We start from the raw sequence: 23,639 nt of genomic DNA, 5'->3' as shown, positions 1-23,639 counted from the left end.
GGTTAACGATTGAGGAATCAGCATGGCAGAGAAGTTCATCAAAATTCAGGTACTGTACGACATTCTTCAACTTGAAGGTTACATTCTGATTGGATGTTTACTCGCAATCTCCTGGCTGTTTTATAAATTCTTTTTAAAAGAAGTAAGTGAAGAGCGTCACAAAAGTATTCGCAATCATTTCCGTATTTTGATTCGTCACTTCGTTATTCTAAGCTTCTTGTTTGTTTTATTTATCTTCATGCAAAGTTCTGAAGCCCAACTGGCCAGCTTCAATCGCTTCACGCCGTACTTTGCATTATTGACCTTTATCTGGGCCAATATCGTTTTCGTAAAAACAACTCGCTTGATGGTATTGCAATACCTTTTTCTGGGATCCATGAAGCATGGTGTTCCATTGCTACTTGTAAATATTTTTTCACTGCTAATGTCCATCGTCCTGTTGTTTTGGGGCATCAACAGAATCTTCGGTTTGGAGTTGGGACCTTTGCTTGCAACTTCGGCCGCGGCATCCGTGATTCTGGGTCTTGCACTTCAGGACACCTTGGGAAATCTTTTTGCCGGGATTTCTTTGCAGCTGGATCGCAATTTTGAAATCGGAGACTGGTTGGAAATCACCAGCGGTATTCAAAAAGCCACAGGTCAGGTAAAAGAAATTTCCTGGAGATCCACAACGCTGGTGGGTTTTTCTGATGAGATCATCACCTTTTCAAATCGCTTCATGGCCAATGCGCAGATTTCCAACTTCTCCCCGCCTGACAACCCGATTCTGCGCCGTCAGATCTTCCGTCTGGCCTATGGCGAAAATGTGGAGCTGGCAAAACAGATCCTGGAAAAAATCGTGGCTGGAATCGGCGAAGTTCGCGGCATCCCGGCGCCATGGGCTTATGTGTCTGATGCCAATGAAAACTGGGTGGAACTGAAAATTATTTACTTTATTGACCACTACAGCTCCCAATACAGCATCGGCGATAAGGTTTATACGCGGGGTATAGCGGACCTGACGTCAGCGGGCATTAAATTAGCTCGACAAGTCGTTGAGATTTCGTCTAAAAATGACTCCGATGTCACCAGTAAACTTTGAGCACCCACTAGCTATTAAAATCCGCAAACAAATCGTTCAGGCTTTGAATGATTTCAACATGATTGAAGACGGCGATAAGCTGATGGTTTGCGTTTCTGGCGGCAAGGATTCAAGCGTTTTACTTGCGCTTTTGACCCAAATTCAAAAACGTTCTGAACGTCAGTTTCATGTGGAAGCCGCCATTCTGGATCAAAAACAACCAGGCTTTGATGCGACAAACTTTAAAGTCTGGATTGAATCTTTAGGGGTTAAGCTTCACGTCATCGAAAAAGACACCTATTCAATCGTGAAAGAGAAATCCAAAGGGGCCACTTATTGCTCTTTGTGTTCCCGACTTCGCCGTGGAATTTTATATGACTATGCCCATGAATTAGGTTTTACGAAAATGGCCCTGGGCCATCACCGTGATGACGTTGTTCATACTGCACTTTTAAATATGTTTTATACGGGCCAAACAGCTGCAATGCCGGCAAAGCTGCGCTCGGATGATGGGCGCAATATTTTACTCCGCCCCCTGGCTTATGTTTCTGAACGCGATATCGAAGAATTAGCAGCTGCGTGGGCATTCCCGGTGATTCCGTGCAACCTGTGCGGCTCCCAAGATGGTCTGAAACGCGTGCGCATCAAGAAACTGGTGCGCGATCTGGAAAAAGAAATTCCCAATATCTACTCGTCCATCCAAACAGCCATGGGCAATGTGAAGCCAAGCCAGATGATGGACCACGATTTATGGGATTTTAAAGGTCTTAAGCCATTGCTTTCTGAACAGCCGGACGCTCCGAAACCTTCTGAGCCCACTGCTTAACCCTAGGGGCCTCTGAAAACATCTCTGGGGCCATCTGCAGCTTCGCTGCGATCCATGGGTAGGTCGTCATATCGGCGATCGTATAATGGGCCCCAGCCAGGTAATCTGACTTTTCCAAGGCCAATTCCAAAACACTTATAATGCGGCGACTTTCTTTTTCAAAGCGCTCGATGAATCCCGGATTGTGCGGGGTCATCGAGTTTTTTCCGTAGTACAGATTCCCGAAATTGGGACCGACGCCTGACATTTGAAACATCACCCACTGCATAGCAGAGGTGCGTTCTTTCAAATCAGATCCAAAGAATTTCCCGTTATATTTCTCTGCGAGATAATAAAGAATCGCGGCACTTTCAAACACCGGCAAATCCCCATCAGCGGTGTGATCGACAATGACTGGAATACGACCATTGGGATTCATGGCCAAAAACTCCGGAGTCTTCTGCTGACCCGACTTTAAATCAACCATGTGCTTGGTATAGGGAATACCCAATTCCTCAAGCATAATAGCGACTTTACGACCATTAGGGGTAGCAGCAGTATAAAAATCGATCATCACAACCTCCGCCGTAAATTGAATATCCAATGACCCTCAAAAGCAACAATACGTTCACAAGGGTGACTAAAATAGCCGTTGTTCATTCTATTTACAGACGAAAAGCAACCTACACGTTTATGAGCCAGGTTTGGCTTTTGCTAAGTTTAGATGAAAAAGGGAGATATTATGAAATTTAAAGGCTTTGCAACAGTACTTCTATTGGTTTTGGCGACATCATCGGCATTTGCTGCTCCATCGCACGTATGGTTCAGCAGAGATGGACAATGCCACGAGATCTCAAGCGACGGCGATGACCTGGGTGTCGTGAGCAGCCAATTATGTGGTGGAAATATCTATCAATGGCTAAGTGATGGCAATTGCCATATTTGGACAGGTGGCGATACAGATGGTGGTATTGTCTCTGACCAAATGTGCGGCGGTACTATTTATCAAAGACTCGGCAGCGACGATGCCTGCCATAAGATGTCTCGCGGTGGTGCTGACCGTGGCGTAGTCGCTGAAAGCTATTGCGGTGGATAATTCCATAGCCGTCTTTTTTTGAATTTACGCTGAGAGGCACTGACTTAAAATCAGTGCTTTTTTTTATTTCTGATATTCAAGACACGCACTAGGTTTGACTTCACGCGGAACCGATATCGGTTCCGCATCGCAGTACAAAAAGGGAGATGCTACCTGAGGGGAGATTGGAAGATTCCTTCCTCGGGAAGGAATTGGTGCGAATAACTGGACTTGAACCAGTGACCTCTTCCATGTCAAGGAAGCGCGCTACCAACTACGCTATATCCGCACATAATTGGAGAGATAAATCTATCTGCTACAGAGGGCTTCGGGCAAGCACTTGCTCACCCAACGCCATCATTGACGCACTAGAACAATGCGTTGTTTGGTGTTCTTGGGAACGGAATCACGTCACGGATGTTCGTCATGCCTGTCACGTACATAAGCATACGTTCAAAGCCCAAGCCGTAGCCTGCGTGCGGGAAGCTGCCGTAGCGGCGAAGATCAGTATAGAAAGAGTAATCTTCCAATTTTAAACCATGACCGGTCATACGGGATTCCAGGATCTCCAGATTGTCTTCACGCTGTGAACCACCGATGATTTCACCGATACCAGGTGCCAGCAAGTCCATCGCGCGAACGGTTTTTCCGTCTTCATTCAGCTTCATATAGAAGGCTTTGATTTCTTTTGGATAATCCGTCACAAACACCGGACGCTTAAAGTGCTCTTCCGCCAGGAATCGTTCATGCTCAGATTGCATGTCGATACCCCACTCAACATTGAACTCAAACTTCTTGCCGGATTTTTTCAAAATATCGATCGCCTCGGTGTAAGTCACACGGGCAAAGTTGTTGTTCAAAACGTTGTTCAACTTGTCGAACAGGCCTTTTTCGATGAACTGACTAAAGAATTCCATCTCTTCCGGACATTGTTCCATCACGTAGCGAATGATGTACTTGATCATGTCTTCAGCCAATTCCATATTCGCTGTCAAATCAGCAAACGCGATCTCAGGCTCGATCATCCAGAACTCCGCCGCGTGACGGGACGTATTTGAATTTTCCGCACGGAAAGTTGGACCGAATGTGTAGATATCACGGAAAGCCGCGCAGAATGTTTCACCATTCAATTGGCCTGATACCGTTAAGTTCGTCTCTTTACCAAAGAAATCTTTTGAAGCATCAATTTTGCCATCAGCGGTTTTTGGCGGATTGTCCAACTTCAATGTTGTTACACGGAACATCTCACCAGCACCTTCAGCATCAGAGCCAGTGATGATAGGCGTGTTCACGTAAACGAAGTTTTGCTCTTGGAAGAATTTATGGATGGCGTATGCCAACACCGAGCGCACACGGAAAACTGCAGAGAACGTGTTTCCACGTGGACGCAAGTGAGCGATCTCGCGCAGGTACTCGAAGCTGTGACGTTTGTTTTGCAATGGGTATTCTGCGGAAGCTTTTTGAATAACTTCAACTTTGGAAGCCAAAACCTCGAAAGACTGACCAGCCCCTTGGGACTTCACCACTTTACCGGTGACGATGATGGAGCTTGCGATAGAAAGCTTTGCCACATCAGCAAAATTTGCCATTTTTTCGTCAAAGACAACCTGCACACCTTTAAAGAAAGAGCCGTCATTCAACTCAATAAAGCCAAAGTTTTTTTGGTCACGGATCTTACGAACCCAACCGGACATTTGGATTTCTTTATCCAGGTGTTTTTCAGTTTCTCTATAAAGTGATTTAACCAGTGTCGTTTGCATAGAAGGCCCTTTCACAGACTCTCTATGATTATGTATTTTTCGCTATAAAATCAATATTTTAATCGCGGGCCAACATCTCCCAGTCCGTCAGATTATAACGGCCCAGAATCTCCTGAAGATGAGAGTTCTTACGGGATTGAGCAAACCACTCATCCAAACCCGTACCCAAAACCTGAACCTGGGGGTTTTTCTTAAGTCCCACTAGGACTAGAAAGCTAAATCCAGTGATGGAAGTTGGATGCAGGGTAAATTGCCCTTTATCGCGAAGCAGATAATAACGGAGAACGTTATAATCCCCCAGCGCCACGTCCATGCGTTTTTGCGCCACGATGCGCACCATTCTCTCCACAACGTCGGAACCGGAAAGCTTATTGATTTTCTGTCCAGAAAACTCAGCCTCAATACGTCCATCCTGAAGCCCGAAGTCAGAATAAATGATCTTCTTATTTACCAGGGATTGTCGGTCAAAAATCTGCGGCGCCTTATTGGCTTTGGCCAACAGCGCTCCGGTGTAGTTCACCCCCAACTGAGGCCCAACCACCAGGATGTCATCCATATAGCGAACCAGGTATTCCGGCGCGATAATGTAATCAAGTTTGCGATTTTGCAGCCCTTGCTTCAACCGTGCAGTCGTCACATTCTCCAAACGCAGCTCAACACCGAGGTCACGAGAGACCTCCCCCAGGATTTCAAAAAGATAACCCGTCCATACACCCGGGGACTTTTCACAAATATAAGGACAAAGTGGAGTCGTCCCAATACGGATGATGCGCTTCTGATTTCGGTCAAATTCCTCTCGCGTCAGAGGAGAAGATGTTTTCTTTTCTGTTTTTTTAAGAGCACCGGCTTTAGGCACACCCATCCATCCTGGGTACTCAGCAATGTTCTTTTTAGTGATAGGGAACGTGGTGACACGAATCTTGCGTTCAACCGGATTCCCGTTCAACACTTTCACAAGTACCCGAACAGATTCACGCCCCAACTCCCCACAGAACTGAGCTGAATCAATAACCGTCAAACGATCTTCTCGAATATTTTCAACCGAAGCCGGATCCCCATCGAAGGTGGCGTGTCTGATTTCGGCTCTTTTCTTGGCGTAAAGTTCTTTGACTATCTCCAAACCACCACCGTCATTGACGGTCAAAATCAAATCGACACTGTCTTTGGCCGGAAAATCCTTCAGAAACTTTTTAACGGCCGCCTTGCCTGAATCAGGATCAACCGCCTGATAAACACCAACAACTTCAAAGCGGGCATTCTGACTTCTTAAAGAATCAAAAAAACCATCTACCCGCTCCGTGGTTGATGAAACCTGCGGATACTCAAAAACGACAATTCTAATTTTCTTTTCAGGTTTGAACAAACTTGTGATGAACTGCCCGTTGTCCCGCCCCGCATTGTAATTCGCACTCGTGACAAATGCAGTCAGATCACCATTCACGATATACTGATCGTAGGCTATGACCGGAATTTTCAGTTTATTTGCTTCTTGCAGACCGGAAGCCAGGGCCGAATTGTCAGTCGGTTGGATGACGATGGCATCCGGCTTTGTTTTTATGGCTTGTTGCAATTGATTGACCTGGTTTTCGATCCCGGCACGTCCTTCACCCGCCACATAGGGAGTCAGGGTGATGGAGTTTTTTCCTTTGTTTTCGCTATTGTATTTCTGAATCTGTTCTTCGAGGCCTTTGCGCATGGCAACCTGGCCTTCGATTTTCATACTCCAGTACAAAACGGCCACTTTCCAGTCCTTGGCATGCGCGACTGAAGACATCAGGGTAAATATGCAAAACAAGAATGAGTATTTCACGCTTTCATCGTAACCCGAAATATTTTCGAAATACAGGAATTAATAGATCTCTATGCGGTCGTTTTCTTTAAAACCGGAACCACTATGAATGATGGCAATAGAGCCGTCGGTTCCAAAGTAAGAAATCACTTCAAGCGTGCCCTTCAATCGACCGGGAGCGCGTCCAATATGCGTCCCACTTTCTGGATCGTAAATATCATTACCATCCTCGATCACCTTTAGAAGATCACCCATTTCCAAACCGGAAATCTTGCCAACATTCAGATAAATGCGATCTCCCTGTATTGCAGCAATACGACCTTCCCAGGAAATCTTCTCAAGCGCCGTTAATACCTGCGGAGAGAAATCCAAAAAAGCATCTTTAACAATAACATCGATCATATCAGGATTGTTTTGCAAAAACTTGTCAGTCTCCACTCTCTCACCAACTCGAACGCCTTGGTCTTTAAGAGTGACTGTCTTGATAGTGTTAAAAACTTCCTGACCACTGCGAGCTGTGACAACGCGAACTTGGGCCACGACTTCAAAACCCGTGGTCATTTGTCGAACAACACCTACGTTGTCAGCACTGCGCTTGACTCGCACATCCAGAACACGACCTTCCAAAACAGCATTAAAACCCAAGGCACCAGCAGCTTTGGATACTTCAGAAAGTTTATATCCTCCTGCGGGATCCATCATTTTGGTCAAATCAATATTTAGTTCTCGACTGTCCATAGCGATCAACTCGCCGGAACGATTTAAATCCGAAATAAAAGCTGCACGAGCACGATCCCGTACACTTTGGGGGCGTTTATCTGAAGAATCCAAAAATGGCAGAACCATCAAACGCTTGCGAGGCGAAGAATCATTCTTATAAGAGACCTGGTTGTCATCACGAACTTCGCGCTGAGGACCGCCACCGCGATCCACCGTCATACATCCCACCATGGACAAAACGGCCGTCAAAACCAAAAGCAATCTCACCAGAGCCTCCTTATTGCGCCAGCTTTAAAATAATTTCTTCGCGATCTTCAGATACTTTAACCAGTTTCTTGCCATTGACATCCAATGTCTCAAGCTTTGTGGCAAGCTCTGCTGCCGAAGCCGCAGTGTCCACTTCAAAACTGACAGAGTCAGAACTCACCAATCTCTCACGAATGTTTTTAACCTGAGTCAACTGGGAGCGAATGCGCTCTTTCAAAGCTTCCATCGAAGGCAGCGTATGCTTGCCAGTAACCGTCACGCGAATAACGGAAGTACCCACGGAACCTCTTTGCCAAGCTTCGAACACCTGGGAGGCCAGGTCGTTGGAAACCGCCTCGGCCACTTCGCGGATTTTTTTATCAACCGCACCTTCAAAGGAACCCTGCACATCGTAACGACGAGATACATCCGCAATCGGGCGGGCATTGCTCACCTGCAGGGCGGTCATGCGAACTTCCACTTTATAGCCGTTGCCTTTATCTGCTTTACTTAAAAAGATCTGGCCATCGATCAATACCGGTGCATTGAAGTACTGCGCAAAAAACTGCGCATCATCACCAGCAATTCTTTCATTCTGATAACTGCCGGGAACATTGATTCCCAAACCCGATTCGACGGGCTTGATCACATAAAAACCGCTTTTCAAAAAAGAACCGCGAAGGGCTTCTTCAATGGTGCGATTTTGTTTTACCAGAAAGCCTTGATTCTTGTCCGAAGACGCCTGCCACCAACGGTAACTGCGCCCTTCAACACGATCCACAACGCTGATCACCGGCAATACCACCGGAATGGTGTCGTTTTCGTTCAAAAGTGAATTCACCTGCAAAAGCTGTTTCAGATCCGTCAGTGACACTTTCATGTTCACTGTCATCTTGTATTCTTCACCTTCCTGAGTGATCGGTGAAGGCTTCACGAATGGAATATAACGGGGCGAAAGCTTGATCACTTTATTCGCGATCAAGGTTTTGTTTTTGGAGTATCGTTCCTCGCCAATCAAATCCTTGATAACTTCCTCGGAAATCTTTTGCGAAGCTTGATTTTGAATATCCGCCTTTGCAGCCTGCGGAGTTGTTTGCTTGGAAGTTCCGGCGAAGTTACGCTCCAGAAGATCCGCTTGTTGTGCAAATACGATAGAAGAAAACATCACGAAGAAAACAATCAAAGATGCAAAACGCATTTTCCTTACCTCAATTCAATAAAATCCGTTCGCCCAAACAAGGAATGGACGCCTTCAAAGAACTCATTGCTGACATTCACACCGGATATATCGCCTACTTCCATCATCACACGGCGACGGACGTCGGGTATATCAATTTCCAGACTTACTGCCGTTGGACCGGGATTATCCTTCATCAATAAACTCAAACTCTGATAATCCTGGTGCGGGATGCGATCCAGCCTAAAGACCATACGTTTGGTTTTCTTTAAAATATCCTCTAACGGCGACACTGAATCCACCATGATCTTTGCCACCCCTTCCTCGACCTCAAGACCACCGCCGATCAACATCGGACGCTCATCTTTCAGCATCTCACCATTCTTGGCAAAAGCATCGGGGAAGATCACCAACTCCACCGCCCCGGTCAGATCCTCGATCTTACCGAAAGCCATGCGGGTTCCTTTTTTCGTGATCAACTCACGCAACTCAGTGATGAGGCCGGCGACGATCACACGCTTTTTCGCAGCATCGCGGTTTTTCCAGTCTTTCTTGGCAGCCTGCATGGCTTCCCATTCAGGTGAACCCTGAGCTGGCATCTGGGCTGGCAAATCCACGACTTTACATGTCGTAAAGATCTCAGAAAGTGTATCAAAACCCTTCAACGGGTGATCACTCAGATAGAAACCCAAAACTTCTTTTTCGTAAGCCAGAGTCGCTGTACGGTTCCAGGATTTTACCTCTTCCAGTTTAACAATAGTTTCTGTAGAAGGCCCCAGATCAAACAATGACGACTGCCCCAGCTCACGGTCTTTTTGCAAACCTTGAGCCCGATCCAGGAATTTCTGATAACCACCAATCAATTGAGCACGATGCGCACCGAACCCATCGAAGGCACCAGCTTTAATCAAACACTCGATCACTTTTTTATTCACGCGACGAAGATCGATCGCATTGAAAAATTCATCCAGAGAATTGAACTTCTTGTCGGGCATGTTTTCACGGGCTTCAACAATGGCTTCAACCGCATTTTGCCCAACACCCTTGATCCCGCCCAGACCGAAGTAAACTTCGTCCCCATGGGCACCAAAGAAATATTCCGAGAAATTCACATGCGGGGATTTAACCGTGATTCCACGTTTTGCCGCATCCTTGGAGTACTTGACGATTTTATCCGTATCAGACAACTCGGTGGAAAGAAGTGCAGCAAAGAACTCAACAGGATAGTGGCACTTCAACCAGGCCGTCTGTAACGTAACAACGGAGTAAGCAGCGGCATGGGATTTATTGAAACCGTAATCCGCAAACTTATACATCAGATCAAACAACTCAGAGGAACGATCTTTGTTGTGACCTCTTTCGATCGCACCCTTCATGAAACGTTCACGGTGCTGATCCATCTCCTCTTTGATCTTCTTACCCATCGCACGACGAAGCATATCGGCTTCTCCGAGAGAGTAACCGGCGATTCGCGAGGCGATACCCATAACCTGTTCTTGATAAACCATGATCCCGTAGGTCTCAGACAAGACCTCACGAGTGTCTTCCAGAAGATATTCAACCGGCGCTTTACCGTGTTTACGATCTGTAAAGTCAGGAATATTTGCCATCGGACCCGGACGGTACAATGATGTGATCGCAGTGATATCGGCAAATGACGATGGACGGATTTTTCGAGTGGCATCGGTGATGCCCTCACCCTCGAACTGGAACACCCCTGCAGTATCACCACGTGACATCATTTCAAAGGTGGCAGTATCGGTCATCGGAATCATGCGTGACGTGATCGCCTTGCCACGATTCTTTTTGATATGTTTCAACGCCATGTTGATGTGAGTCAGCGTCTTCAACCCCAGGAAGTCGAATTTGATCAAACCGATTTTCTCGGCATGCTTCATGTCGTATTGAACGACCTGCTCGCCATCAGCGCCTTTATAAAGCGGTGCGTGTTTTACCAACTGACCGTCACCGATGATAACACCGGCCGCATGGATCCCTGCGTTTCGAACCATACCTTCCACACGCTGTGCAAGATCGATCAGAGTCGCAACCGTTGGATTCATCTCCATCATCTCAGTCAGACGAGGTTCCATCTCAAGAGACTCTTTCAAACTGATCCCCAATTTATCCGGAATCAGCTTTGTCACTTGATCCACCTCAGCGAAAAGCATTCCCAATACACGACCCACGTCTTTCAGAGCGGCACGAGTCTGCAACTTACCGTAGGTGATGATCTGAGAAACTGAAGCCTGACCGTATTTCTCGGTCACATAACGAATCACTTCCTGACGACGATCCTGACAGAAGTCGATATCGAAGTCGGGCATGGAGATACGTTCCGGATTCAGGAAACGCTCAAACAGAAGGAAATTTGGGAGTGGATCCAAATCCGTAATTTTTAATACATATGCAACCAGAGAACCCGCACCGGATCCACGGCCTGGTCCCACAGGGATGTCGTGATCCTTTGCCCAGCCGATGAAATCCTGGACGATCAAGAAGTAACCGTTAAACCCCATGCGATCAATGATACCCAGCTCATAATCCAAACGAGCAAAGTAGTCCGGCTTTTTCTCTTCAGGGACAGCCTCCCCGCGTTCTGCAGCCTCTTCAAAGCGCTGCAACAGGCCTTCTTTTGAACGACGGGCAATGTCTTCTTTCAAAGTCACGCCTTCGTCAGTGGGGAATGTTGGCAAGTGATAAATGGGCTTGCCAGCGTCGTCCTTAAGTTTGAATTTCACATCGCAGCGCTCGGCGATTTGCAAAGTGTTACTGATGGCCTCTGGAATATCAGAGAACAATTCAACCATTTGCTCTGGTTTTTTAAAATAGAACTCATCCGTTCCCAAACGGAAACGACCTTCATCACTCAAAGTTTTATTGGTTCCGATACAGATCAAAACCTCTTGGGCGATCTGATCGTCCTGAGTCATATAATGAACATCATTACTTGCCACCACAGGGACGCCCGTGATTTTTGAAGCTTCCAAAAGGAAGGGATTGATCTGATCCCACTCTGGAACGCCAGTGCGGCACATTTCCAGATACAGACGATCATCAAAGATTTCTTTCAGTTGGCGGATCTTGCCCAGAGCTGCATCCGCGCCTTCTTTCATAAAGGCTTCAGCAACCTCACCACGCAATCCACCCGTCAAACAGATCAAATCAGAATTGTATTCTTTGATAACTTCGTAATCGATACGCGGTTTCCAGTAAAAACCTTCCTGATAGCCGATCGTCGAAAGCTTACAAAGATTTTGATAGCCCTTGGTATTTTGCGCAAGGAAGACCAGACGGCGCGGCCCTTGAGCGACCTGATCACGGTCTTGTTTTTTTTCCAAACGCGAACCCGGAGCAAGATATGCATCCAAACCCAATAGTGGTTTTACGTTGTTATCCTTGCAGGCAAAGTAAAACTCAACAGCACCAAACATGTTGCCGTTATCTGTTAACGCTGCCGCAGGCATGTTCATGGCAGCCGCTTTTTTTGCGATTGCTTTAACTCGGCAGGCAGCCTCTAAAAGGGAGTATTCTGAATGGGTGTGCAGATGAACAAAAGACATGCTAAATTCATATCTTAGCCACGTCGTTTATTCAAATTAGGAGCCTTGCGTTAACCCCTCTGGGGGAGTAAGTTTTTGCTCATCTTTGCCTTGACTCTGATAGCGCCAAAACTGAGGCAACAAAAAGCCTGTTAAAACGACCATGACAGCACAAATCAATCCACCACTCGCAACACTGACAGGCACGGAATACTTCGCTGCCACCCAACCCGCACGGGCATTTCCCAATAGCGGCCCCGACATATACGAGATCATTTCAATTCCTGACAACCGGCCGCGCAGGTTGTTGGGAACTGTCTGATTCCAAATGATTCCTCTAAACAAGCCACTCATCATATCCGCAGCACCGGCCAATGCTAAAAACAAAACGGCCACCCAAAGATTCTGAGCAAATCCCACTCCGATGATGAACACCGCCCAAAGAGTTGCCGCAATCACCACCGCACGGCCGTGATGCCGAACCTTTCCGGTCCAACCACTGAACAAAGTCATTATCAAAGAGCCCACGGCCATCGCAGAAAACAAAGCTCCTGCTGCTGTGGCTCCTCCCCAATTTTCAGACATGGCCGGAAACAATGCGACAGGAAATGCAAATACCATCGCAACAATATCGATCACATAGGTACCGACAAGTTCGGGTTTTGAAAGGGCATATTTAAGTCCGACCTTGGCATCTTCCAACGGGGATTCATTCCGCTTTTCAGGAGCCGGCATACGACTCATCATATACAAAGCAACAAAGGCTGCTGCAAAACTGACAACATCAAAAAAGTAAGCGCCTTTAACGCCAAACTTCGCAATCAACACACCCCCCAGGGCCGGCCCCACGATGGCACCTGCCGCCCAACGAAAACTTCCCAGTGCACCGATGGCCGGATAATCCTCGGGCTCAACAATTTTTTGAGTCATGGCCTCCATCGCAGGACGATGAAACCCCAGAACAGACTGAAAGATCGCAACTAAAACAAAGATCAACGGCACTGATGGTTTTTCCCGACACGCATTCAAGGCCTGAGCCAGAATAATCAATGTCATGATGATTTCTGAAGTCAGCAGCAGCTTTCTGCGATCAATGCGATCGGCGAAAGTTCCGCCTAAAATTCCAAACACCAGAACTGGCAACAGTTGGACCAAACCCAACATCCCCACCAGCCAGTTGTCTTTGGTCAACTCATAGACCTCATAGGGAATCGCCACATAAGTCACCATGCTCCCCAAAAGAGAAACCATCTGTCCAAAATAAAGAAGCCGGAAATCACGATATTTACGAAGGGGAGCAACATTAATAAGCATTGCTCATTCTATTGCGACTTCACATTTTTCGCAAGAACGCTTAACAGAAGTAAACTCGTGATTCTAGATTGCCAAGGACCGCAAGCTCACACCTTCTGGCACCGTCGCCTGATCCACGCTCAGCCGATCCTTCAATACAGGAATGATCACGGTTTTATCGCCTTGCCCGCCGTTGAGGATAATTTTAATTTGAACCCCCTCTACGCCACTCGGCTCAGAACCACCGTCGATATTCCACAGAGTTGCGATGTCACGGGAGATTTCAATTTTATCACTGCCAGCCAGGTTTGGATTTTTCTCCATCTCAACCGAAAGAACGCTGACCCCGAAGCCTTCTGCCACGGCCATATCTATTTGCAGACGTTGATAGAATTTACTGACGATTCCCATCTTCACCAGAGCCGCCTTCATTTTACCAGCATCTGGCGACACAAAGTCCTGATCCCGGGTACTATCGGTCCCAATCACACCAATATATCTTTGCGGCAGAGTCGAATTCGGAACATCCAACACAAAGGGATGCTGCACCTGAGGATTTTCAGAGAAAGAGTTAAAGGATATAATCAAATAACCAGTGGCAACATCGTAAATTCGGTAACCCGTGGCAGCGCCACAGCACTGCGAAAGCCCCGTGGTGACCAGTCCAAATTCATGATCGTAGTTGATCAACGTGGCTTCTTCGGTTTTCTTCCATGCTGGGGTTTTTAGATTCTCCCCGGTGACGACTTCCATTTTGAGTTCACCGAAAATACCATCTTGATCCAGGGAATAATTGGTTTTAAGCCTGCTATCAACCAGGAACAAACTTTGCGTTGAGTCCTGATTGTAGCGAACCAGCATTTCGTAATTTTGAATGGCCTTACGAACCTGACGAAGATTGTTTAAATCCGTGACGTAGCCGAATGCCGAAGTGCCGGCGGTTTGAAAGAAAATCTGAACTGCGGCGAAAGAAACACTGGTTACGGCAAGGGCAACGAACACCACCCATTTTAAGCGTGTCACCTTTAAGCGAATCACCGTGGACCTCCATCTTTTGAGAATGAATCTACTCTCCTTAGGTTTATCGAAATCAACCCGTGGCAGTAGATCCAAAGTCAAAAGACACTATTCCCACTCGATAGTTCCCGGAGGCTTACTGGTCACATCATAAACGACGCGATTCACACCCTTCACCTTGTTGGTGATCAAATTTGATACTTCACGAAGGAAGGCAAATTCAAAAGGATACCAGTCAGCTGTCATGCCATCACTGGAGGTCACCGCACGCAATGCAAGAACATGATCGTAGGTTCTGGAGTCGCCTTGTACACCGACAGTCTTAACCGGCAGAAGCACACAGAATGCCTGCCAGATCTTTTCATACAGGCCGTGCTTGCGAAGTTCAGAAATGTAAATATCATCGGCCTCTTTCAAAATGCGCAATTTCTCTGGTGTCACTTCACCCAGAACACGAATTGCCAATCCCGGCCCTGGAAACGGGTGACGCCACAATAGCTCTTTTGAAAGCCCCAATTGCGCACCCATAGCGCGAACTTCGTCTTTAAAAAGCTCACGCACCGGTTCCAGCAATTTAAGATTCATTTTCTCCGGCAAGCCACCCACATTGTGATGAGATTTGATTGTGACACTTCCGCCAATTGACGAGATGCTTTCAATCACATCCGGATACAGAGTCCCTTGCGCAAGCCACTTGATTGGCAATGACTTATCATAGCTTTTATCAAAGACTTCAATAAACACCCGGCCAATGGCTTTACGCTTGTCTTCAGGATCCGTTTTACCGGCCAGTGCAGTCATGAACTCCTGAGTCGCATCGACACCACGAACATTCAAACCAAGACCTTCATAGTTTTTCAAAACGGATTCGTATTCATTTTTTCGCAGCAAACCGTTATCCACAAACACACAGTGAACACGGTCCGCACCCAGAGCTTTGGTTAGCAAAGTCGCGACCACGGTGGAATCTACGCCGCCACTTAAGCCCACCAAAACGTGATCCTGGGGTTGGACTTTCTTGCGGATGTCGTCCATCAAGTGATCCTTGATATGAGGAGCATCCCAGTCAGCAGGGGCGTGACACATTTCCGTCGTGTAGTATTTTAACAAATCCAATCCGTGCTCGGTATGAGCCACTTCCGGATGAAACTGAACTGCCAGGACATTTTCTCCGCGCATGGCCGCCGGATGATCGCCATCAGAATTTGCGATGACTTTAAAGCCCTCAGGGACCGCCTCAACGACGTCACCATGGCTCATCCAAACTTTCTGCTTTTGCGGAACGCCCTTTACGACTTCCGTCCATGTTACATAATTCAATCCATACTCACGATGCTGGGCTTTTGCAACACGACCACCCAATGAGTGAGTCAGCAATTGCATCCCATAGCAAACGCAAAACAAAGGACTTATGTTACGAAGTTCCTGGATATCTCGTTGCGGAGCTCCAGTCTCATAAACTGAATTAGGTCCGCCACTTAGAATGATTCCATAAGGTTTCTTTTTAAGAATTTCTTCTGTTGGATATTTATAGGAATGAATTTCCGAATAATATCCCATTTCACGTAAACGGCGCGCAATCAACTGTGTGAATTGCGAACCAAAATCCAAAATTATAAATCCACGCAGCATAATAATTAACTTTCAATTCTGTAGTTCGGAGCTTCTTTGGTGATACTGACATCATGAACGTGCGACTCACGCAGACCCGCTGCGCTGATTTGAACAAATTTTGCACGCGCCTGAAGCTCATCAATATTTCCAGCTCCCAAATAGCCCATACCAGATTTCAAACCACCGACCAGCTGATGGATAATTCCGCTTGCGGGTCCCTTGTAGGCCACCTTGCCTTCGATGCCTTCAGGAACCAGCTTTTCATTGTCTTCTATATCCATTTGACCGTAGCGATCCTTGGAACCCTTGGCCATAGCACCCAGCGAGCCCATGCCGCGATAAACTTTGTAACTGCGCCCCTGGAAAAGAATTGTTTCGCCTGGGGATTCTTCGGCACCAGCAAGAAGATTTCCGATCATCACCGTGTTCGCACCCAATGCCAGAGCTTTCGTAATATCGCCGGAAAACTTAATACCACCATCAGCAATGATTGTTTTTCCTTTGGCTTTGGCAATACGTGCGCAATCCATCACCGCAGATATCTGAGGCATACCAACACCTGCCACCACACGCGTGGTGCAAATACTGCCAGGACCGACCCCCACTTTGACAACGTCAGCACCCGCTTCAATCAGAGCTTTGGTACCATCAGCAGTCACCACATTACCGGCAACCACAATCACGTCTTTAAATTTTTTGGAAACATGCTTCACCATGTCCACGACATTTTTTGAATGTCCATGAGCCGTGTCCACACAAAGAACATCCACGCCCGCCGCGACAAGTGCTTCTGCACGCTCCGCAGAATCAGTACCCACACCGATCGCCGCACCCACGAACAAACGGCCGTGATTATCCTTGGTCGCCTGCGGATAATTTCTGGCCTTTTCGATATCCTTGATAGTGATCAGACCTTTTAACTTTCCTTTGGCATCAACCACCGGAAGTTTTTCAATACGATGCTTTTGCAGAATTTTTTTAGCTTCATCCAGAGTCGTTCCCATTTTCGCCGTGACCAGACTTTCCTGAGTCATTAGATTGCGAATGGGTTGATTAAAGTTTTCTTCAAAACGCAGGTCGCGATTTGTTAAAATCCCCACCAACAATCCATCTACTGTAATCGGCACACCGCTGATGGAATACTTTTCCATCAAATCCAAAGCCTCTTGCACCAAATGATCCGGCCCCAAGGTCAGCGGGTCCATGATCATACCGCTCTCGTATTTTTTTACCTTTTCAACTTCCAGGGCCTGTTTATCAATTGTCAGATTTTTATGAATAATTCCCAGGCCACCGAATTGCGCCATCACCCGCGCTGTGCGATTTTCAGTCACCGTATCCATCGCAGCAGATATGACTGGCGTGTTTAAATATTTGTCGCGGGCGAAAAAGCTGCGTGGAACCACTTCCGTCGGTGTGATTTCAGAAAATTGAGGAAGCAGCAAAATATCATCAAATGTCAGTGCAAAAGGGATCTCACGTTCCATATAAAACTCCTGTGAATATTCTGTGTTGAATCAATGCAGAGTTCAACAAGAACACCATCAGGAATCTGTCAGGAAATTGACCAAAGTCGTGGCTTATTCGTACCAGGTTTTATAGAGCAAATAGTTGTCCGCTGACTTCTCCAGCAATGCGACCTCTTCATCGGATAATGCGCGCTTTACCTTGGCCGGACGTCCCACGACAAGACTGCGGGGAGGAATCTCGGTCCCTTCGGTCACGAGGGAGCCAGCACCGATCAGGCAATGATCGCCAACTTTAACTCCATCCATAACAATAGAACCCATACCCACAAGTGTTGCCCGGCCAATCTCACAGCCATGCAACATCACCAAGTGACCAATAGTCACACGATCGTGCAAAGTGGTTCCATACTTTCCGTATGTGCCATGAATGACACTGCCATCCTGAACATTCACTTCTTTGCCAATTTTTATCGGCATGACATCACCGCGAACGGTGACATTGTACCAGATCGAGGAGCCTTCCCCGATTTCCACATCACTGATGATGCGCGCGTTGTCTGCAATAAAAACTTTTTCAGCCACAACCGGTTGTTTACCGCGTGCCTTAACAAATGGACTGCTCATATAAACCTCAGGAAACAATGCTATCACAGCTCTGTATTGATTTGCGAAAATTTTCGTTTCTCGGCTTGCGATGCATTTTTGGGATCCGAGGTCACCAGACGAAAACCCACCTGAGGCGAGCCACTCCAGATATCCCCATGACGTCGAGCCGCAGGATCCAGGTTGGAACAATAAGCGTCGGTGCACAAATAAGATCCACCTTTTTGCACACGCTTTTTCAAAGAAGGATCCAGCTCATTTTCAGATTTATCAGGCCCACGGGGATTTCGCACCACCGCCTGTTTTGCAAACTCCCTGAAGTAGTCATCCCGATACCAGTCCGAGACCCACTGCCAGACGTTTCCAGTCATATCAAAAAGTTCATAGCCGTTCGGTGGAAAACTCCCCACCGGAGACAATCCTTTAAACCCATCTTCTGCAGAGTCAAAATAAGGGAAATTCCCCTGCCAGGTGTTCGCCATGAATTTGCCGGCGGGGCGAAATTCAGTTCCCCAACTAAATGGCATACGATCCAGACCTCCGCGTGCCGCGAACTCCCACTCGGCTTCAGTGGGCAGTCGTTTTCCACGGAACTTCGCATAGGCTTCAGCATCCGTATAGGAAACATGAATGACAGGCATCAACTCACGTCCCCGCAAATCACTTTGCGGTCCTTCAGGATGTCGCCAGTTGGCACCCGGTTGCCAGCGCCAATAAGCAGAACCACTGATGCCCACATCAGCGCGCTCAATCCTTGGACTGAAAATGATCGAACCGGGCTCCAGCAACTCCGGTGGAAGATCCGGATGATCTTTTGGATCCAGTCTTCTTTCGGCAATGGTGATGTAACCGGTTTCATCGACAAATTCTGCAAAATCCTGATTTGTGACCAGATATTGATCCATCCAAAATCCATCCACCTGAACACGATGAACCGGCTGCGCATCCAGAACTGATTTATTTGCACTGCCCATCCAAAATTCACCTCCCGGAATCCAAACCATGCTTTGGCGGAAATTGGGATTTAGAGGACTCATGACAAACTCTTCGGGAATCTCACTTTCTTCCAAAGTCGATACGTCCCCACGAACATCTGTTTCCTGCAGTTTCAAATTTCGCTTTTCAAAAAACGCCGAGCCTCCAGTGAAGAGCACGGCAAATACAACCAGAATGGGAAATAAAATAAGACGGCGGGACATCAATGGTTTCATGATCGAAGCCTTTCCAGTCAGAACCTTGAAAGATCTTCTTATTTTCCCGCCCGGGAATTTTTAGGTAAATATTTATTCCGACACAAACCAGACTAGATCACCGGCCTGCATTGACGTTCCTGCCGACGGTCCCAGGATTCTAGTCGGGCCTCTTTCAATACAAACAACCAAAATCTTCTGCGACTCACGAATCCCGCTTTCGCGGATTGTTTTTCCGACATAAATATCATCAGCCTGAACAACAAACGAACCCATGCGATACTTGGGCGCTTCAGCTTCAGAGCTTAAACTTGCGCGCTCTTGTTCGACTTTATGATTCAGATCCTGCAGTTCCGAATCACTGCCGAAGCAAACAATCTTGTCATAGGGCCATAGCAGGAAATTTCCCGAAGGCGCAAAAAATCTGCGCGAACCGCGTATGATAGAAGCGATCGTCACACTGTAATTTTCCTTGAACTTCAGATCGCGCAAGGTTTTTCCCGCCCAGTTTGAATCAATTGCCACTTCAATCACACTGATTGATGCATCCCAAGGCAACGCCAACTGAGTGATTTCATCGCGCTTGGAGATTTCCTCGCGCTCACGCTCCGTCAGATTCGACAAAAACTCACCCTCAAAGAACTTGTAAAACACTTCCCCGTAGCGATATGCAAGAACACCCATAACCAGAATCGCACCAAAAAGAGCTCCCGACGCGACCTTCAAAGACACAAACTGCGCCACCATCACCGACAGTAAAATTATGGCAAGCAGAACCCGAACGACTGTCACCACCGGAATCAGACGGCGCAAACGCGCCATGACATCCAGGTCCTGAGTCAGCTTTTTCGCCGGACGTCCCTTTACCAATCCCCAGAAAAACGGAACTGACACCACCATACACAAGCCCAATGTGAAGCCTTGAATATGTCTGAAGTCCGGAAGAATCATGCGCAAAAATTCAGTCGCATAAAGTTTAAAACCAAACGCCAAGGCCACGATCACCACTGAATTCAGAATAACTTTCATTCCGTAGGCTTCAACCAGCAAAGAGGCCACAGTGCGACTGCCCTGTCTTTCAAATGTCGATTTATAATTATCGAGAACCTTTTTAAATCTGTCAGGAAGAATTTGATCCACACGCTCAGAACACCAGGAGGAAGACTTGATCAAATAAGGTGTCGTGAAAGTCGTGACCGCGGAAACCGCCACTGCCAGTGGATAAATAAAATCACTGGTTACCTTTAAGGTCATCCCCAGAGAGGCGATGATAAACGAGAACTCCCCGATTTGCGCCAAACTCATCCCTGACTGCATGGAGATCTTGCGACTTTGTCCGGAAAGCAACGCCCCCAAGTAAGTGCTGATAAATTTACCGAATATAGTCACGGCCGTCAGAAGCAAAATCAGCCCCGGCTTTTCAACGATGATTTTAGGATCAATCATCGTTCCGACCGAAACAAAGAAGACCGCGGCGAAAAGATTTTTCACCGGATTGATCAGCTTTTCAACACGATGACCTTCTGGTGTTTCAGCCAGCAAGGACCCCATTACAAAGGCCCCCAGTGCCGGAGAAAAACCCGCCAGTGAAGAAATCGCCACCATCATAAAACACAGAGCGATGGAAACGATCAAAGTGATCTCTTCCTCCATGAGGTTGCGAATTTTTCTTAAGAATGCCGGCAAAAGAAAAATTCCCACCACAAACCACAAAAGGATAAAGAAAACCATCCTGAAGGTGACGGACGCCAACGTTCCCATGTTCAAACCTTCACTTAACGCCAGCGAAGGCAACAAGACCAGCAGCAGGACCGCCACAATATCTTCAACAATCAATATACCAAACACCAGCTCCACAAATCGCTGGCCCTTCATATTCAGTTCCTGAAAAGCGCGAACGATGATCGTGGTGGAGGAAATTGAAAGGACCCCACCCATGAACAGACTGTCGATCGAATTCCAACCAATCAGACGGCCAACCATATAGCCAAGACCGACCATGAAGATGACTTCAAAGACCGCTGTGAAACCAGCAGATCCCCCGACTTTAACAAGCTTCTTGAAGCTGAACTCCAGCCCCAGGCCGAACAACAGGAATATAACACCGATCTCCGCCCACGTGGAAAGACTCGCTTTATCCTGAATTGTCGGTAGATAAGGAAAATGCTGACTGACCAGGAAACCCGCAACGAGGTAACCCAACACCACTGGTTGGCGAAGTTTTTTGAAAAGCAGTGTAACCAGGGCTCCCACTACCAGGATGATGCCAAGGTCGTATATCAATGGAGGCAAATGAATCATGCCCTATTGTTTCAACAACAGGGCCATTACACAATTTGCAGTACAGCAATTTGGTGCTTTTTTTTAGTTTAGATATCTGGGCTTTTCGCCAGACATGTTTTGGAGTACGTGGGAATTGCTTTCCACGGTCGCATTCATGATTTTTGAACGACCAATGTAGTTTCTAGTCGCAAAAATAGGCGTGCCCAAATGCAAGCAAAGAGACATCGCTTCATCAGCACGCACTTTAATTGAATTTGTTTTTGGATGGCCGGTCAAATAAAGACGAACGTACTGACTCGCCCCCTTGATTTCCACAAACACCGCCTGACGGACTTCTATCCCCAATGATTGCATCAAAAGCTCAGTGAACTTGTGCGGAGTCGACTCGGCAATGCTTTTATTCGATTGTGACAAAGCCACACCCGCTTCAATCGGAGAAACTGCCACCGGCAGAGTATGGGAATGCGATTCGTCTTTTAACAAAAGAAAAGGACGGGAAATATCACCCGTCACAGAAAGACCATATGGAAACAAGCGCACCAAGTCGTCCTGATGGAAAGTTTCCTCGTCGCCGGATTCCTCCGCGAAAATGATTTGTGCTTTCAGATTTTGAAAATCTAAAACTTCTTCTTTCATTACTGAACCAACTCTCCATGAAAGGTAGCCGGGAAGGCACGCGTGATACGCACATCGACCGTTTTACCGATCAAATCCGGTGAACCTTTCAAGTGCACCAGTTTATTCCCCGTGGAACGACCGTGAACTTTACCTTCTTCACGATCTGTGTTTTCAACCAGAACTTTCATAATCTGACCTTCGTAACGTTTTACCAGTTCGAAGGACATTTTATCATGCATATCAAACAAACGATTCAAACGCTCCGTCTTAACCTCTTCCGCAATTTGATCTTCAAACTTTGCAGCTTTGGTGAACGGACGAGGGGAATATTTGAAAGCAAAAATAGTTTCAAAACCACCCTCTTGAACCATCTTCATTGTATCCTGGAAGTCCTCTTCAGTCTCACCCGGGAAACCCACGATGATATCTGTTGAGAACACCACATTAGGAATCGACTTGCGCAGCATTGCGATCTTTTCCAGATACTCTTCACGAGTGTAAATACGATTCATACGCTCCAGGACACGCGTGCTGCCGCTTTGGAATGGCAGATGGATGTACTCCATGATCTTGTCCTGATGTTTTGCCATCGTGTCCGCCAGCTTCTGATTGAAATCTTTTGGATGAGATGTGGTAAAACGAATTCTTTCAACATCCGTCTCAGTGGCAACCTTCGCCATCAAATCAGCAAAATCCACATCGCTGTCAGAATATGAATTTACGTTTTGCCCCAGCAAAGTAACTTCTTTCATCCCGCGTTTCACCAGGTGACGGATGTCCGTCAGAATGTGTTGCAAGGGACGGGATTTTTCACGACCGCGAGTGTACGGAACCACGCAGAAGGTACAGAAATTATCGCAACCCTTGGTGATGTTAACAAACGTCGCCACACCTGGATTACGAACCATGGTTTCAATGTGATAAGGGGCGCGGTGCTGAAACTTCGCATTGATGCGCTTTTCGCGATCCATGAAGCTGTCTGCAACCAAGTACGGAAGACTGTCGATTTGATCCGTACCAAATACGAAGTCGATCATCGGTTGGTTCTTGATTAGATTTTCTTTTTCCTGCTGACCCACACAGCCGCCAACACCGATTCGCAAGTCAGGATTTTTTTCTTTCATTTTTCTGAAAGTTCCGACTTCGGAATAAACTTTATGAACCGGTTTTTCACGCACACTGCAGGAGTTGATGATGATCAAAGACGCGTCTTCAGGCTTATCCACGGGCGCAAAGTTTTGCATCTCTAAAAGAGAATACATGCGTTCCGTGTCGTTCACGTTCATCTGACATCCGTAAGTGGAAATATAGACACCACGGCCCTGACCAACATCTTGATTAATGCCTTCAATTTGCTTGGTGATTTCAGGAATTTGGC

General features: G+C 46.9%; 18 protein-coding genes and 1 tRNA gene. 3 read left to right on the top strand and 16 right to left on the bottom strand.

Annotation, left to right across the window (positions count from 1 at the left end):
• The first annotated feature begins 22 nt into the window (after positions 1-22).
• Positions 23-1,081: a mechanosensitive ion channel family protein gene (locus ACLVWR_RS15370; RefSeq protein ID WP_413581492.1), complete on the top strand. Its 1,059-nt coding sequence runs from the start codon at positions 23-25 to the stop codon at positions 1,079-1,081.
• Complete coding sequence (ttcA, locus tag ACLVWR_RS15365) at positions 1,062-1,886, top strand: tRNA 2-thiocytidine(32) synthetase TtcA (protein WP_413581491.1); 825 nt, start codon at positions 1,062-1,064, stop codon at positions 1,884-1,886. Before ACLVWR_RS15370 ends, ttcA begins: the two co-directional genes overlap by 20 nt.
• Here the strand turns inward: ttcA and ACLVWR_RS15360 are convergent.
• The gene (locus tag ACLVWR_RS15360) at positions 1,828-2,439 is read right to left on the bottom strand and encodes a glutathione S-transferase family protein (RefSeq protein ID WP_413581490.1); all 612 of its coding nucleotides are present in this window, start codon (positions 2,437-2,439) and stop codon (positions 1,828-1,830) included. The two genes, ttcA and ACLVWR_RS15360, sit on opposite strands and share 59 nt — an antisense overlap.
• A 168-nt stretch (positions 2,440-2,607) precedes the next feature.
• On the opposite strand from ACLVWR_RS15360, the gene ACLVWR_RS15355 reads away from it, so the two are divergent.
• Positions 2,608-2,961, top strand: coding sequence for a hypothetical protein (locus ACLVWR_RS15355; RefSeq protein ID WP_413581489.1), 354 nt, complete (start codon positions 2,608-2,610; stop codon positions 2,959-2,961).
• Positions 2,962-3,153: 192 nt separating this feature from the next.
• On the opposite strand, the gene ACLVWR_RS15350 is transcribed toward ACLVWR_RS15355, so the two are convergent.
• The 15 genes from ACLVWR_RS15350 to miaB form a co-directional block, all read right to left on the bottom strand.
• Positions 3,154-3,229, bottom strand: a tRNA-Val gene (locus ACLVWR_RS15350).
• 79 nt (positions 3,230-3,308) lie between these two features.
• On the bottom strand, positions 3,309-4,700 hold the full coding sequence (asnS, locus tag ACLVWR_RS15345) for an asparagine--tRNA ligase (RefSeq protein WP_413581488.1): 1,392 nt from the start codon (positions 4,698-4,700) through the stop codon (positions 3,309-3,311).
• A 58-nt stretch (positions 4,701-4,758) separates the two neighbouring features.
• Positions 4,759-6,510: a substrate-binding domain-containing protein gene (locus tag ACLVWR_RS15340; RefSeq protein ID WP_413581487.1), complete on the bottom strand. Its 1,752-nt coding sequence runs from the start codon at positions 6,508-6,510 to the stop codon at positions 4,759-4,761.
• A gap of 39 nt (positions 6,511-6,549) precedes the next feature.
• Complete coding sequence (locus tag ACLVWR_RS15335; RefSeq protein ID WP_413581486.1) at positions 6,550-7,476, bottom strand: hypothetical protein; 927 nt, start codon at positions 7,474-7,476, stop codon at positions 6,550-6,552.
• 10 nt (positions 7,477-7,486) lie between these two features.
• Entirely contained in the window at positions 7,487-8,653 is a 1,167-nt protein-coding gene (locus ACLVWR_RS15330) for a hypothetical protein (RefSeq protein WP_413581485.1), read from the bottom strand.
• Between the two features lie 5 nt (positions 8,654-8,658).
• Positions 8,659-12,195, bottom strand: coding sequence for a DNA polymerase III subunit alpha (gene dnaE, locus ACLVWR_RS15325; protein WP_413581484.1), 3,537 nt, complete (start codon positions 12,193-12,195; stop codon positions 8,659-8,661).
• A 36-nt stretch (positions 12,196-12,231) separates the two neighbouring features.
• Complete coding sequence (locus tag ACLVWR_RS15320) at positions 12,232-13,488, bottom strand: MFS transporter (RefSeq protein WP_413581483.1); 1,257 nt, start codon at positions 13,486-13,488, stop codon at positions 12,232-12,234.
• Between the two features lie 63 nt (positions 13,489-13,551).
• Positions 13,552-14,505, bottom strand: coding sequence for a hypothetical protein (locus ACLVWR_RS15315; protein ID WP_413581482.1), 954 nt, complete (start codon positions 14,503-14,505; stop codon positions 13,552-13,554).
• Positions 14,506-14,592: 87 nt separating this feature from the next.
• Positions 14,593-16,116 (bottom strand): glutamine-hydrolyzing GMP synthase, encoded by a 1,524-nt coding sequence (guaA, locus tag ACLVWR_RS15310; RefSeq protein WP_413581481.1) that lies wholly within the window; start codon positions 16,114-16,116, stop codon positions 14,593-14,595.
• A gap of 5 nt (positions 16,117-16,121) precedes the next feature.
• A complete protein-coding gene (gene guaB / locus ACLVWR_RS15305; protein ID WP_413581480.1) occupies positions 16,122-17,585 on the bottom strand; it encodes an IMP dehydrogenase in 1,464 nt (487 codons plus the stop codon).
• A gap of 93 nt (positions 17,586-17,678) precedes the next feature.
• Positions 17,679-18,191: a gamma carbonic anhydrase family protein gene (locus tag ACLVWR_RS15300; RefSeq protein WP_340597469.1), complete on the bottom strand. Its 513-nt coding sequence runs from the start codon at positions 18,189-18,191 to the stop codon at positions 17,679-17,681.
• Positions 18,192-18,214: 23 nt separating this feature from the next.
• Positions 18,215-19,381 (bottom strand): formylglycine-generating enzyme family protein, encoded by a 1,167-nt coding sequence (locus ACLVWR_RS15295; RefSeq protein ID WP_413581479.1) that lies wholly within the window; start codon positions 19,379-19,381, stop codon positions 18,215-18,217.
• A gap of 72 nt (positions 19,382-19,453) precedes the next feature.
• Positions 19,454-21,661 (bottom strand): cation:proton antiporter, encoded by a 2,208-nt coding sequence (locus ACLVWR_RS15290; protein WP_413581478.1) that lies wholly within the window; start codon positions 21,659-21,661, stop codon positions 19,454-19,456.
• Between the two features lie 63 nt (positions 21,662-21,724).
• Positions 21,725-22,279, bottom strand: coding sequence for a bifunctional nuclease family protein (locus ACLVWR_RS15285; protein ID WP_413581477.1), 555 nt, complete (start codon positions 22,277-22,279; stop codon positions 21,725-21,727).
• Positions 22,279-23,634 (bottom strand): tRNA (N6-isopentenyl adenosine(37)-C2)-methylthiotransferase MiaB, encoded by a 1,356-nt coding sequence (gene miaB / locus ACLVWR_RS15280; RefSeq protein WP_413583511.1) that lies wholly within the window; start codon positions 23,632-23,634, stop codon positions 22,279-22,281. Before miaB ends, ACLVWR_RS15285 begins: the two co-directional genes overlap by 1 nt.
• Between the last annotated feature and the right edge of the window lie 5 nt (positions 23,635-23,639).

It is taken from the genome of Bdellovibrio sp. HCB288 (assembly GCF_047305935.1).
In the GTDB taxonomy this organism is placed as follows: Bacteria; Bdellovibrionota; Bdellovibrionia; order Bdellovibrionales; family Bdellovibrionaceae; genus Bdellovibrio.
This window is presented reverse-complemented; position numbering and strand designations above follow the sequence as displayed.